This window comes from Legionella steigerwaltii, assembly GCF_001468065.1.
GTDB lineage: Bacteria > Pseudomonadota > Gammaproteobacteria > Legionellales > Legionellaceae > Legionella > Legionella steigerwaltii.
Genome location: NZ_LNYZ01000013.1, coordinates 213,051 through 227,271, shown reverse-complemented (window position 1 = coordinate 227,271; position 14,221 = coordinate 213,051). Strand labels below are relative to the sequence as shown.

Here is a 14,221-nt window from a genome sequence, read left to right as displayed (position 1 = left end):
TTTTAGCCCGGACCACGAATCAACAACTTAAATGACTTTCTGGTAAAGAACCTCTTTTAGCAAAGCCCCGCCCTCATAAAACTCTTCTAACTTGGTTGAACTTGTGGCTTCAAAACCTAAAGCATCATAGAATTTGCGTGCTTGAATGTTGTCTTCAAATACCCACAAAAGTATCTTTTTGTATCCTTGGTTCGCGAGTTCAGAAATTGCAGCCATACATAATTGAGTACCCAAACCTATTCGCCAATAATCCGGGTGCAAATAAATTGCACTGATTTCGCCCATTGTTTGGTCTGCGTTAAAATCACGAAAAGGACAAATACTCGCAAAACCTATGATTTGATTGTTTACTTCGATGACTAGCACTTTAACTTCCTGGTTTATCAAATCATACCATTGCTGAGTTCGCTCTTTTAAAGATAAGTTTTGTAATATAATTTCTGGAATGAAATCTCGATACATTTTTTGCCAGGAACAGATATGGATCTGTGCTATAGCCTCCGCATCTTCTAATGTCGCTGTTCTGATATTAGGTGTAGGATAATTTTTAATCATAATAACAAACCTTTAACGTGATTCATTTCAATAACTATTCACGTTTTTAAAATTCAATATTTAGATAATGCATTGCTAATATGCTATGTTAGAATAGAAAAATTGTCACGAAAAAGGATTAAGCCATGAAGAAAAACAAACAAAAAGAACAAATTATCATGGGTGCTTTAGCCTTATTTATTGCATCAATAGCCGCTGCAGACACACTAACAAGTGATGTCGCTACCGCTGATGGAGCTTCAATAGGAAAAGTCACTTTTGAAGACAGCAAATATGGTTTGCTGATTAAACCTCAATTAACGGGGCTTCCTGCAGGCATTCACGGTTTTCATATCCATCAACATCCTGACTGCGGTGATCATGCTAAAAATGCAGGCGCTCATTTAGACCCAGCAAACACCAATAAGCATCTTGGCCCATATGGCGAAGGTCATTTGGGTGATTTGCCTGTACTCGTTGTTGACAGTAATGGAATGGCAAATATTCCCACACTGGCACCCCGTTTAAAAACTACAGATATTAAGGGACATGCCATTATGGTTCATGCAGGTGGGGATAATTATAGTGATAATCCTCCCTTGGGTGGCGGTGGCGATCGTATTGCTTGTGGAAAAATTCCTTCATAGGAACAAGGTCCGTTTACATACCTGGAATCCGGGTCCAGACTTAGTCTAATCCGGATTAAGACTATCCCTTTCAAAAGCCAACTAATTTTTTAATCGAAGTATTTTCTTTTTTTTTATTAATTGGCATGATACGCCCCTAAAAAATAATAAAAAAGGATAATGTGTCATGGCCAGTTTTTTTTCAAAAGTAGAATCACATTGGAGTGCTCACTCCAGCCTAAGAGATAAATACAGTAGGTTAATTCCGATTCCAAATCCATCCTATTTTCGCCCTATTCATGAGCTAAGTGAGTTCACCGACTTACTCGTTCGTCCACTCCATAACCCCATTTGGTTAGGCGTAAATGCATTGTTGCTCTTTTTGAAAGCTTTTCTTTATTTGGCGGCTACTTTATTACTCCTTGTACCAGCTTTGTTATTAGCCGTTTTTGCCCCCGGGTCTGTGGCCAGTTCGAGTACGTGTTCCTCATTTAAATCATGTGCAGCCCATACGGTCGTCGATGCTACTATGGGAATTATTGCAACTTGTGCCGCTGTTGCAGCAATTGTTTTTAATCCAATATATTTACTGACTCGATGCCTAAGCAGTGTTGTGGAGCATCTCAATAACGTAACTGAAGAATGTTGTGGTTTATCCATTGCCCGATTTTAATTAGGCAAGATGCTTTGTAATTTTTGTAGCCTGGGTGTAGCGAAGCGAAATCCGGGATTAAGAAGCGTATAAAACTCCGGGTTTCGCTTCGCTACACCCAGGCTACAAATTTATTAAAGAATCCCCCTTTAAGACGATTGACTGTATCTTCCAATTAATTCAGTCTGCTCAATAATATGATTTTGCATCGCGGTTTCTATCTCTTTTTTCGTCGCATCTTCGCCTAAATTTAAAAAGGTATCTAAAGCATAAAGCTTGAAAAAATAACGGTGAGTACCACTTGGGGGGCAAGGACCACCATAGCCAGTTTTATTCCAACTATTTCGTGCACTAATTGCTTGGGATGGAATGCCAGATCCTGTTTTAAGTTCATGACAATTAGAAGGTAAATTAAGTAAAATCCAGTGCACCCATAATCCCATTGGTGCATCAGGATCATCCATAATCAAAACAAAAGATTGGGTATTCTTTGGTGCATTTTTCCACACTAATGGGGGTGAATGGTTAGCACCATTACAAGTATATTCTTGAGGAATATAAGCATTATGGGTGAATGCAGGACTCTCAAGTATCATGGCACACTCCTTATGCGAAAGATTTAATTGCAATTTAGACTAATTTTGCTCAAAAATACAGAAATATATTTAGTCTCCAGAATTAGAACTTTAATTTTCTACTTAAAATCTGCCATAGCATGACAAAATCCCCCATTAAGCTGTATAGCGGATAATGAAATGTTGCCGGTTTATTTTTTTCATAGGCATAATGCCCAATCCAAGCAAACCCATATCCCGTTACCAGCATCAGAATAAGCCATAACCAATGCCAGGTAATAAGGAAAAAAAGGAAACACAAGCAGGCCAGAGAAGTTCCAATAACATGCAGACGGCGGCACATTATTGTTTTATGCTCATTGAGATAAAAAGGATAGAACTCATCAAAGTTCGCAAATTTCTTATCGTTCATAACTGTATGGAAAATAACCCTAATTTTTAAAGTATAGTTTAAAAGCTCATTCAGATGTTATTATTATAATAAAGATGCTTTTTTATTCATCAACGTGGCGCATTGCAAATAATGAACGAAATCGATATAGAGCAATTAAAAAAATTACTGGATGAAGCGACAAAATGTATTGAATCATCAAAAAATCTTCTCCATGAAGTACTGAGCGCTCCTACAGAAGAAGACTCTTCTATGGAAGATACCATTTATTCAATCCAATTAGTTCTCCAGTATCGTTTAAGTTGTCAGGATGCTCTGGCTATTCTGCTAAGCATTGATCAAAACGTGCTTTTCCTTTTAGGCATTCAACCCCGACATTCACCTAAAATGAACTTTGATCGACTTGCATTTGCTTTAGGGAATGAAGATTTGAAGCAATTACTCCATGCGCTTTCTCTACTTGTTAATTCCTTATTAAAGATCGCCCACCGATATCAAAAAGACCATTTAACTTTTGAGTTAAATCACCAAAGAAAACACCTCAAGCAGAATATGCTAATTAAAGGAATGCAAAAACTGATTTCGCAACACAATCACTTTTTAAATTTGATAAAGAAACTTGAAGAAAATGTAACACTGCTTCTAGAATATCAGTCCATTGGTCCCATTTTTGATCATATAGCCGCACTTAGGGGACCAATTTCTCAATTTTACCAAGCGATACTGAATGGTATTGGTGAGGCCAAACTACTTTATGAAAAAATTAATAAAACTGAGTTGGTAGAACAAAAAGTAGAACTTCTTTTAAAGCAGGCTGAAGAAGTTCTCAATATAATGCCTTCCATTTATAAACCTCACCCTTCTTACATTGTACCGCAACCAAGCAAGATTTCTTCTGAACAATTGGAGCAACGTGCCACTGCGAAACGTTTACGCCCTTTTTTCTAGTGCCTATGGGGACGGTCCGGGACGAACCCCATTGGGGACGGTCCGGGACGGACCCCATTAATTATTAGTCAACTTGTTCAAAACACATTGGGGTCCGTCCCGGACCGTCCCCATGAAGCTATAAATAACAACCCACTCCATCATAACCAATGACATGGCATGATTTGTAAGCACTTTGATCCAATCGATAGCTTACAGAACCATAATGGGCAGTAATCGTTCCATTTTTATCTTGCTCTATGTATGGCTTCTGGAAGCTCTCTACAACATCACAATTGGTATGATTTTGTATCCAAATACTATCTTCTGAAACAATGCGCGTTTTACTAGGAGCCAGTGTGTTCTTTCCGCAATCTTTAATTGCCAAACGTTCTATTTTGGGGGCAGAAAAGACGAGATCATAGCCTGCCGCAGCTGCTTTAACTGCGTTTTCAGCATCCAGAATGCCATGCCCACAAGGCTTTTTACCCACGCACGATTTATTTGGATCAGTGCTTAATCCAAAATCATGTGTTGTTGTATACAGTATTTGTTCCACTTGTTCTGAACTGAGTACTTTTTCACTCGCGGCAAAAATTAATCCAGCAACACCAGCAACATGTGGCGTAGCCATGCTGGTTCCTTGATAAAAATCAAAACCCGAGCCATTATAGCCACCACCAGGATTTACTGTAGATAAAATTCCTCCCCAAATGCCATAGCGCTTGTCCCCACCCGGGGCAGCTAAGGTAACACTTGGACCATAGTTGGAAAAATAGGACCTAAGTCCTTCGGGGCCTGTGGACGCGACTTTAATGGTTCCATTACAGATTGCAGGCGCATTAAAATGCTCCCAAACGTTGTCATTTCCCGCAGCAACTGCCAATACCGCACCTTTCTTGCGCGCAAAAAAGACTGCCTCCTGTAAAGCCTGGTCACAATAATCAATTTCGTCTTTAGGCCCTCTATCCACGCCAAAGCTCATATTCAATATTTTTGCTGGATGAATATTAGTCGGAATTCCAGGAACTTCGCCACCTACAGCCCAATAAATGGCATTAATGACGGAACTTTCATAAAACATGCCATTAGCCGCGGGGATTTTTAAAGGAAGAATTTTTAGATCTTCGCCCATACCGTTCATGACGCTTCCATAACCCGCAATGGTTCCAGCAACATGAGTGCCATGGTAAGAGCGGGTTTCATCGATTAAGTTATTATTATTTCCTGCAAAATTCCAACCCCATAAATTACCGGCATTATCTTTAACCAAGTTATTGATCAAACTATCATTTAAAGCAATTCCAGTATCTAAAACAGCAACTACTATTGGCTTTTTAGAAAAGCCCGTAGTATAAGCCCAAGCCCCATCTCTAAATCCGGGCTTAGATTCCAACATAATTCCTGCAGGACGAGTAAATTCATCCCATTGGCTTTCATGGGATAATAAATCACCTGTACCTAGAATTTCAGGATCAGGAACTGGCTTAAAGTAACTCACCCTGTCTTTAACTGCATATAAAACTTGAGGATTTGTGCGTAGACGTTCCAAAATCAGGGATGTTTCATCCTCATCATTTCCTTTTGCCAAGGAGCTGTTTGTTGCATCTAAAATCAATAAAAAAGCACCATTTGCCATTGGATTAAATTCTTTTACGGGTAATTGGGTCACTTGTTTTATTTGTGACTTTAAAGATGAAATGCTGGTTATTTGTTCTTTATATTTGATTATCACTCGAACTGTATTTTGCTCTGGTGAAGCGAAAACGCTATGAACTATAGATAAAAGACCTAAACCTAAAATCCCTGATTTAAACATGCGAAAATCTCCTTATAAAATACATCGCAATTCAGTATGCTATAAGATATAGGGCAAAACAAGATTAAACTTATCCCAAAATGTTACACTCCTATACGTAATGTATTAATCTTAAAAAATGGCGGTTGAAATTCCTGAGATGCTCTATATACTGAATCTATCTATTTGTTTGTGTTAAAAAATTTTTCATGGACTTGCGAACACTTTTTTATAAATCAGCCACACGTTGCATCCGCAAATTACAATCTTTGTTTGGTTTAATAACCCTAGGTTCTCGCGCCATTATTTTGAATCATGACAATCGAATCCTTTTGGTAAAACACACTTATCAACCGCATTGGTATTTACCAGGTGGTGGCGTAAAAAAAGGGGAGTCAGTAAAAGAAGCGTTATTGCGTGAATTAAAAGAGGAAGTCGGAATAATTCCCGCGGAAGAGCCTCACTTATTTGGGATTTATTTTCATACCTATCTGGGAGTAAATGACTATCCTGTGATCTTCATCATTAAAAATTTTACCTCTGTGGAAGCCTATTCCCACGAAATTGAGCAAATGGCCTGGTATGAGTATGATAATTTACCTGAGATGGTGAGTCCTGGAACGAAACGCAGGCTTGCTGAGTATTTTACTCAAAGTACGCAATCAGAAAGATGGTAGCGGCGTAGCCTGGGTGGGTGATAGGTTTGGCCTTGGCTCAACAAATGAGTGCAGTCATGTTGGGCACCAAGGCCCAACCTACTGTCGAATCTTGAGGAACAGCTGGATTTGAGTGCAGGTGCGAGAAATACAGCCGTTCCCTTACCGCAATCAATAACGATATTGATCTGATTTATAAGGACCATTGATCGCCACACCTAAATAGTCTGCTTGCTCCTTAGTAAGTTGTGTCAATTTTGCTCCTATTCGTCCCAGATGCAAACGAGCTACTTTTTCATCTAATACTTTAGGAAGAACGTAAACCTGTCGGTCATATTGAGCAGCATTCTTAAATAATTCAATTTGCGCCAAAATTTGGTTAGAAAAAGATGCCGACATCACAAAACTTGGGTGACCTGTAGCACAACCTAAATTGACCAAACGTCCTTCTGCTAAAAGAATGATGCGCTTACCATCAGGAAAAATGACATGATCAACTTGTGGCTTAATATTTTCCCATTGGTATTTCTTTAAACTGTGTACATCAATTTCAGAATCAAAATGACCAATGTTGCATAAAATCGCCTGATTACGCATACGCCTCATATGCTCATGAGTCACTACATGATAATTACCTGTAGCAGTAACAACGATGTCCACTTGCTCGGCAACATCATCCAGAGTTACAACACGATACCCTTCCATTGCAGCTTGAAGCGCACAAATGGGATCAATTTCTGCAATTAAAACAATCGCACCCTGGCCACGTAATGCTTGCGCACAGCCCTTACCTACATCTCCATAACCTAAAATTAGAGCAACTTTCCCTGCAATCATCACATCAGTAGCCCGTTTTATCCCATCCAGCAAGGATTCACGGCAGCCGTACATGTTATCAAATTTGGATTTAGTGACTGAATCATTCACATTTATCGCAGGGATTTTTAGATCACCGTTTCTGGCCATTTCATACAGTCGTGCAACGCCAGTAGTTGTTTCTTCAGAAACCCCTTTAATGCCTGAGAGTAACTCTGGAAACTTTTGATGTATGATTTGCGTTAAATCACCACCATCATCCAGCAATAAATTAGGAGTCCAATGATTCGGTCCAGCTAGAGTTTGCTCAACACACCACCAATATTCTTCCTCAGTTTCACCTTTCCAAGCAAAGACTGGGATACCCTTGGCAGCTATGGCTGCAGCAGCATGATCTTGAGTAGAAAATATATTACAAGAAGACCAACGAACCTCAGCACCTAAAGCAATTAACGTTTCGATGAGCACTGCGGTTTGGATGGTCATATGCAAACAACCTGCTATACGGGCACCTTTTAACGGCTTGCTTGCAGCAAACTCTTCACGCAAAGCCATTAATCCAGGCATTTCAGTTTCAGCAATCGCGATTTCCTTGCGTCCCCAAGATGCCAGCGAGATATCAGCTATTTTATAATCTTTTGTCATAGTGCTTCCTACTCCTGCTTTACTGACTAGCTCCATTAGAATCTCCTTATAAGGCTTTACGTAACTCCGTCACTTTATCCAATCGTTCCCATGGAAAATTCTCACGCCCATAATGGCCATAAGTTGCTGTTTGTCTGTAGATTGGACGAAGCAAATCATGATTTTCAATAATGCCCTGTGGCGTTAAATCAAAATGAGTATTAATTAATTCGATGATTTCACTATCTTTTAAACGACCTGTACCAAAAGTTTCAACAAAAATTGAGGTAGGTTCAGCCACACCAATTGCATAAGAAATTTGCAGTTCGCACTTATCAGCTAATCCTGCAGCAACTATGTTTTTTGCCACGTGTCGCGCCGCATAAGCTGCAGATCGATCCACTTTAGAAGGATCCTTACCAGAGAAACATCCACCCCCATGTCGCGCCATACCTCCATAAGTATCTACGATGATTTTGCGACCAGTAAGTCCACAATCTCCTAAAGGGCCACCAATAACAAAACGACCTGTTGGATTGATAAAATATCGTGTCTTGGGAGTCAACCATTCGGAAGGTAGCGTTGTTTTAATAATTTCTTCACGTACCGCCTCAACTAAATCACTATATCCAATTTCAGCTGCATGCTGTGTAGAAAACACGACGGTGTCCACTTCAACCGGTATTCCCTTTTCATACTTTAAGGTTAATTGACATTTGGCATCTGGACGTAACCAGGGTAATGCGCCTGATTTACGTAAATGAGCTTGTTTTTCCATCAAACGATGTGCATAAGCAATAGGAGCAGGCATATAGACATCAGTCTCACGACTGGCATAACCAAACATTAAACCTTGATCTCCAGCACCAAGAATTTTTGTTTCTTTATTATCCACACCCTGAGCAATATCAGGAGATTGTTTGCCTATGGCAGAAAGTACTGCGCAAGACTCCCAGTCAAATCCCATTTGCGAACTGTTATAACCTATATCTTTAACTACTTGTCTCGTAACTGCTTCCACGTCCACCCAGGCTTTGGTAGTAATTTCCCCACCAACTAACACCATACCCGTTTTAACGAACACCTCACACGCAACACGCGCAGCGGGATCTTGCATTAAAATAGCATCTAAAATGGCATCAGAAATTTGATCCGCGATTTTGTCAGGATGTCCTTCAGAAACCGATTCTGAAGTAAAGACGTGACTTTCATTCATTAGTTAATCCTCTTTATAATTTATATATCCTATTTCATCAATTGTATAAATTCATTAAATATTATTTCTATATCATGGGGGCCAGGGCTGGCTTCAGGATGTCCTTGAAAGCCAAATGCTGGTTTTTCCTTATGTCTGATACCTTGTAAGGTATTATCAAATAAAGAACGATGCGTGATCGCGAGACAATCAGGCAAACTCTCTTCATCCACAGAAAATCCATGGTTCTGACTGGTTATAAATACACGTTTTTTTCCTTCAGTTTCAATTACTGGATGATTTGCTCCATGATGACCAAATTTCATTTTTTTGGTCACTCCGCCACAGGCTAAAGCTAAAATCTGAAAACCCAGGCAAATGCCAAATAGAGGAATATTATGTGCCAAAAACTCTTGGGTGGCGCGAATGGCATAATCACAAGCCTGTGGATCCCCTGGGCCATTTGATAAAAATACCCCATCAGGATTCAGTGCTAAAACTTCTGCCGCTGATGTTTTCGCTGGAACTAAGGTTAAGTGACACCCTTTGTCATGTAAAATTCGTAAAATATTGTGCTTTACCCCAAAATCATAAGCAACAACGTGGAATTGTTGAGGCTGCGAGCCTTTTCCCCATTCCCCTTGGCCATCATGCCATCGTTCCATTGTTTTTCTAGAAACTTCTAAAGCCAAATCAACGCCTTGCAATCCAGAAAAGGAGCGTGCTTTTGCTAAAACCAACTCAGGGTTCTCGACATGAGTACTGATGCAAGCACCCAAAGCACCATGCTCTCGCAGACGTAAGGTCAAATCTCGAGTATCAATTCCGGCAATGGCTACTACACCATTTTTTTTGAGCCAATCAGGAAGAGACTGCTCAGCACGATAATTACTATGGATAATTGAAGAGTTACGAAGCACCAAACCCGCTGCCCAAATTTTATTTGATTCCATATCCTCATGAGTGCATCCAGTATTCCCTACATGAGCTGTTGTTAACGTAATAATTTGTCGTGCATAAGAGGGATCCGTGAGCATTTCCTGATAACCGGTTAAAGAAGTATTAAAAACCAACTCGCCGACACAATCGCCTGTTGCTCCTACCGAAATACCTTCGTAAATGGTGCCATCGGCTAATACTAAAATTGCTGGTTGGTTCATCATGGATCTACTCTACTTAGTTATTCAATGTGTTTTTTTAGGCTTGGCGAATCTGTAGCCTGGGTGCAGCGAAGCGTAACCCGGAGAACTTTTTTCAGAAAACCCGGGTTCCACTTTGCTTCACCCAGGCTACAAAACGATTACAAATCCTTTAGCCATTAAGCACAAAAAATGCACATTTGGGTAAATTTGAGCAATTGTAACTTACTTGGCTCAAAATTTCATGTCTTCAAAGAATTTTTTCACACCTGCAAACCACGAATTGGAGCGCGGAGAATGTTTTCCTTTAGCATTTTCCAGTGATTCCTGAAATTTAGTTAATAATTCTTTTTGCTCTCGTGATAAATTCACAGGGGTTTCTACTACTACCTTACATAATAAATCACCCTGACCATGCCCACGAACGGATTTCATTCCCTTCCCTCTTAAACGAAACACTTTACCGGTTTGTGTTTCTTCAGGGATCTTTAAAGTAACTCGTCCTTCAAGAGTTGGTACTTCTATAGAGCCACCCATGGCTGCGATAATAAAACTTATAGGGACTTCACAATGCAAGTCATTTTCATAGCGTTCGAATATGGCATGTTTTTTTACACTGACCTGTACATAAAGATCGCCTGGGCCACCTCCATGCATGCCGGCCTCTCCTTCTCCGCTTAAACGAACTCGATCGCCGTTATCCACCCCAGCAGGAATTTTGACTGTAAGTTTTTTGCTTTCACGTACCCGGCCTTGACCATGACAATCTGGGCAAGGATCGGAAATAATTGTTCCTTCACCATGGCAACTAGGGCAAGTTTGCTGAATGGAGAAAAAGCCTTGTTGGATTCTGACTTGTCCCATCCCATTACAGGTTTCACATGATTTTGGTTGTGTTCCTTTTTTAGCACCACTGCCACTACATGTAGAACACGCACCATGTCTGGGAACAGTAATTTGTACTTCTTTACCAAGAGCAGCCTCTTCAAGCGTTAATTGGACGTTGAATTGCAAATCAGCACCGCGTTGACCACGAGATTGTCGTCCTGCGCCGCGTCCGCCCGAAAAAATATTTTCAAAAATATCCTCAAAAACATCGCCAAAACCACCAAAACCACCAAAACCTCCAGGCCCTCCTCTCATGGAAGGATCAACACCCGCATGTCCATATTGATCATAGGCCGCACGCTTTTGTGGGTCAGAAAGAATGCTGTAAGCGTATTGAACTTCTTTAAATTTTTCTTCAGCAGCAGAATCGTCAGGATTACGATCAGGATGATACTTCATTGCCAATCTTCGATATGCTTTTTTAATTTCGGCATCACTTGCAGTTCGACTTACTTCTAAAAGTTCATAATAATCCCGCTGTTCCATAACTACTCACATATTAAAATTAAAAAGGACAATGTAGCCTGGGTGCAGCGAAGCGGAACCCGGGATTTCTGAAGATGAACGAACTTCTTAATCCCGGGTTCCGCTTCGCTGCACCCAGGCTACAAAGCACCTAGGCAACTAAGTCACGATATAACCCATTATTTCTTATCGTCTTTAACTTCCTCGAATTCAGCATCCACAACACCCTCATCCGCTTTAGCCGATTCTTGAGCTTGAGCTTGTTCTTGCTGCGCCTGACCTTGTCCTGCTTGACCTTCAGATGCTTTTTTAGCATAAACTCGTTCGGCCATTTTTGAGGAAACATCGCTTAGCACTTTTAACTTGTCTTCAATTTGTGCTTTGTCGTTGCCTTGGATTGCTTCTTTTAATTCAGCAACGGCTTTTTCTATACCTTGTTTCTCATCTTCAGAAAGCTCGGCTGCTAAATCTTTCATAGACTTTTCACAGCTGTGGATCAAACTGTCTGCCTGGTTGCGTAGCTCTGCCATTTCCTTAAACTTCTTATCTTCTTCGGCATGAGACTTGGCATCTTTAACCATTGCTTCCACTTCTTCATCACTCAAACCACTGGATGCTTTAATCACAATTGATTGTGCCTTACCTGTAGCCTTATCTTTAGCAGAAACATTAAGAATACCATTCGCATCAATATCAAAGGTTACTTCAATTTGCGGTACGCCACGTGGTGCAGGAGGAATATCACCCAAATCGAATCGACCTAAAGATTTATTCGCTGAGGCCTGCTCTCTTTCACCTTGCAATACATGCACAGTAACTGCTGTTTGATTATCATCTGCTGTAGAGAATACTTGATTGGCTTTAGTTGGGATTGTGGTATTTTTCTCGATGAGCTTTGTCATTACCCCACCCATAGTTTCGATACCTAAAGACAAAGGAGTTACGTCAAGGAGCAGAATATCTTTCACTTCACCAGATAAAACTGCAGCTTGAATGGCAGCACCAACAGCAACTGCTTCATCAGGGTTAACGTCTTTCCGTGGTTCTTTACCAAAAAATTCTTCTACTGTTTTTTGTACCAAAGGCATACGGGTTTGACCACCCACCAAAATGACTTCATTAATTTGTGATACAGTCAATCCAGCATCTTTCAACGCGATTTTACAAGGCTCAACAGTACGCTCAACCAGTTTCTCAACTAAAGACTCCAGTTTGGCGCGAGTCAATTTAATATTTAAATGTTTTGGTCCTGTCGCATCAGCTGTAATATAAGGCAGGTTAACATCTGTTTGTTGTGCTGAGGAAAGTTCTATTTTCGCTTTTTCAGCTGCATCTTTCAGGCGTTGTAATGCCAATGGATCATTATGTAAATCAATACCATTATCTTTTTTGAATTCAGAAGCCAGATAATCAATTAAAGCCAAGTCGAAGTCTTCTCCTCCCAAGAATGTATCACCATTCGTTGCGAGTACTTCAAATTGGTGTTCTCCATCAACTTCTGCAATTTCAATAATTGAGATATCAAAAGTACCACCACCCAGGTCATATACAGCAATAACTGAATCACCGCGCTTTTTATCCATTCCGTAGGCAAGCGCTGCAGCAGTAGGCTCGTTAATGATACGTTTTACTTCAAGACCTGCAATACGACCCGCATCTTTGGTTGCCTGACGTTGAGAATCGTTGAAATAAGCAGGTACAGTAATTACCGCCTCTTTCACTTCTTCACCAAGATAGTCTTCTGCAGTTTTTTTCATCTTACGTAATACTTCAGCCGAAATTTGTGGTGGCGCTTTATCTTGGCTTTTAACACGAACCCAGGCATCACCATTGTCTGCTTTAATGATTTTGTAAGGAACCATTTTGATATCTTTTTGCACAACCGCATCATCAAAACGACGACCAATTAATCGCTTAATGGCGAATAAAGTATTATCTGGGTTGGTTACTGCTTGACGTTTTGCGGATTGTCCAACCAATACCTCGCCGTCATCTGTATAAGCAACAATTGAAGGTGTAGTGCGGTGACCTTCACTGTTTTCAATTACTTTAGGTTTATCACCTTCCATTACCGCAACACATGAGTTGGTGGTACCTAAGTCGATTCCTATGATTTTAGCCATTCTATTCTTGCTCCAAATTTAGTAATTTCTAATGCAATGATTCATATATGGGGCATAACCTGTCAATTTCAACCCATAAATCTCACATTTTTATTTTTTTGATACGACAACTCGCGCCGGTCTAATCACTCGATCACTCAATTTATATCCTTTTTGGAATACCGCGAGCACCGTATTAGGTTCAGCATCAGGCGCATCTTGCATCGACATGGCTTCGTGAAGTTGTGGATCAAAGGGGGCGCCAGTTGGATCAATTTGCTGCACCTCAAATTTCTTCAATACATCCATAAAAAGCTTCAAAGTTAATTCTAAACCTTCTTTCATCGATGCATCTTCTGCTTTAACAGCCAATTGTAAAGCCTGCTCTAGACTGTCGATTACCGGTAGCAAATCAGAAATCAATTTTTCAACGCCATAACGATGAGCATTAGCTACCTCGCGCTCGGTACGACGACGTACGTTATCCAACTCCGCTTGAGCACGAACTGCTTTTTCCCAATTTTCATGAGCTTGCTGCTCTGCAAGAGTTAGTTTCTCACTCAATTCAATATAACTTGGATGATCTAAGGAGGGTTCAGGGTGTGCTATTTCTTCAGGTAAGTCCAAAACTTCTTCATGTCCCTCACTTGTCTCTTTAGATTGATGTTCTTCATTTTGATGTTGTTCTTTAAACTGATGCCAATTTTTTTTATCTTGTTTACTCATGAAAATTACTCCTTTCCACAGCCTAGCAATGTGAAAACCAGAGATGGGGGCAGCTCATAATATTTCAAGTCCTTAAATTTTTTTATTTACACATGGATGCGTAAACC

At 40.3% G+C, this 14,221-nt stretch carries 14 protein-coding genes; 4 read left to right on the top strand and 10 right to left on the bottom strand.

What is annotated here, in order from left to right:
- Positions 1-27: 27 nt before the first annotated feature.
- Positions 28-555, bottom strand: a complete 528-nt coding sequence (locus Lstg_RS08875) for a GNAT family N-acetyltransferase (protein WP_058477310.1) — start codon at positions 553-555, stop codon at positions 28-30.
- 125 nt (positions 556-680) lie between these two features.
- On the opposite strand from Lstg_RS08875, the gene Lstg_RS08870 reads away from it, so the two are divergent.
- Positions 681-1,181, top strand: a complete 501-nt coding sequence (locus Lstg_RS08870; protein ID WP_058477309.1) for a superoxide dismutase family protein — start codon at positions 681-683, stop codon at positions 1,179-1,181.
- Positions 1,182-1,347: 166 nt separating this feature from the next.
- Complete coding sequence (locus Lstg_RS08865) at positions 1,348-1,833, top strand: hypothetical protein (RefSeq protein ID WP_058477308.1); 486 nt, start codon at positions 1,348-1,350, stop codon at positions 1,831-1,833.
- Between the two features lie 128 nt (positions 1,834-1,961).
- Here the strand turns inward: Lstg_RS08865 and Lstg_RS08860 are convergent, their stop codons facing one another.
- Together Lstg_RS08860 and Lstg_RS08855 are read right to left on the bottom strand one after the other, a co-directional pair.
- Positions 1,962-2,408, bottom strand: a complete 447-nt coding sequence (locus Lstg_RS08860; protein ID WP_058477307.1) for a YbhB/YbcL family Raf kinase inhibitor-like protein — start codon at positions 2,406-2,408, stop codon at positions 1,962-1,964.
- Positions 2,409-2,490: 82 nt separating this feature from the next.
- A complete protein-coding gene (locus Lstg_RS08855) occupies positions 2,491-2,799 on the bottom strand; it encodes an Mpo1-like protein (RefSeq protein ID WP_058477306.1) in 309 nt (102 codons plus the stop codon).
- Positions 2,800-2,910: 111 nt separating this feature from the next.
- Between Lstg_RS08855 and Lstg_RS08850 the strand changes: the two genes are divergently transcribed.
- Positions 2,911-3,726 carry a hypothetical protein gene (locus Lstg_RS08850; RefSeq protein WP_058477305.1) on the top strand — a complete coding sequence of 272 codons (816 nt, stop codon included), beginning with the start codon at positions 2,911-2,913 and terminating at the stop codon, positions 3,724-3,726.
- A 118-nt stretch (positions 3,727-3,844) separates the two neighbouring features.
- On the opposite strand, the gene Lstg_RS08845 is transcribed toward Lstg_RS08850, so the two are convergent.
- A complete protein-coding gene (locus tag Lstg_RS08845; RefSeq protein ID WP_058477304.1) occupies positions 3,845-5,524 on the bottom strand; it encodes a S8 family serine peptidase in 1,680 nt (559 codons plus the stop codon).
- A gap of 188 nt (positions 5,525-5,712) precedes the next feature.
- Here Lstg_RS08845 and Lstg_RS08840 point away from each other — a divergent pair, with 188 nt between their 5' ends.
- Complete coding sequence (locus tag Lstg_RS08840; RefSeq protein ID WP_058477303.1) at positions 5,713-6,180, top strand: NUDIX domain-containing protein; 468 nt, start codon at positions 5,713-5,715, stop codon at positions 6,178-6,180.
- Between the two features lie 150 nt (positions 6,181-6,330).
- Here the strand turns inward: Lstg_RS08840 and ahcY are convergent, their stop codons facing one another.
- From ahcY to grpE, 6 genes are all read right to left on the bottom strand, one after another.
- A complete protein-coding gene (gene ahcY, locus Lstg_RS08835; protein WP_058477302.1) occupies positions 6,331-7,656 on the bottom strand; it encodes an adenosylhomocysteinase in 1,326 nt (441 codons plus the stop codon).
- Positions 7,657-7,666: 10 nt separating this feature from the next.
- Entirely contained in the window at positions 7,667-8,815 is a 1,149-nt protein-coding gene (metK, locus tag Lstg_RS08830; protein ID WP_058477301.1) for a methionine adenosyltransferase, read from the bottom strand.
- Positions 8,816-8,844: 29 nt separating this feature from the next.
- Positions 8,845-9,957, bottom strand: a complete 1,113-nt coding sequence (gene carA / locus Lstg_RS08825; RefSeq protein WP_058477300.1) for a glutamine-hydrolyzing carbamoyl-phosphate synthase small subunit — start codon at positions 9,955-9,957, stop codon at positions 8,845-8,847.
- Positions 9,958-10,167: 210 nt separating this feature from the next.
- Positions 10,168-11,307 (bottom strand): molecular chaperone DnaJ, encoded by a 1,140-nt coding sequence (dnaJ, locus tag Lstg_RS08820; protein ID WP_058477299.1) that lies wholly within the window; start codon positions 11,305-11,307, stop codon positions 10,168-10,170.
- A 158-nt stretch (positions 11,308-11,465) separates the two neighbouring features.
- On the bottom strand, positions 11,466-13,409 hold the full coding sequence (gene dnaK, locus Lstg_RS08815) for a molecular chaperone DnaK (protein WP_058477298.1): 1,944 nt from the start codon (positions 13,407-13,409) through the stop codon (positions 11,466-11,468).
- Between the two features lie 90 nt (positions 13,410-13,499).
- Entirely contained in the window at positions 13,500-14,114 is a 615-nt protein-coding gene (gene grpE, locus Lstg_RS08810; protein ID WP_058477297.1) for a nucleotide exchange factor GrpE, read from the bottom strand.
- Positions 14,115-14,221: the final 107 nt, after the last annotated feature.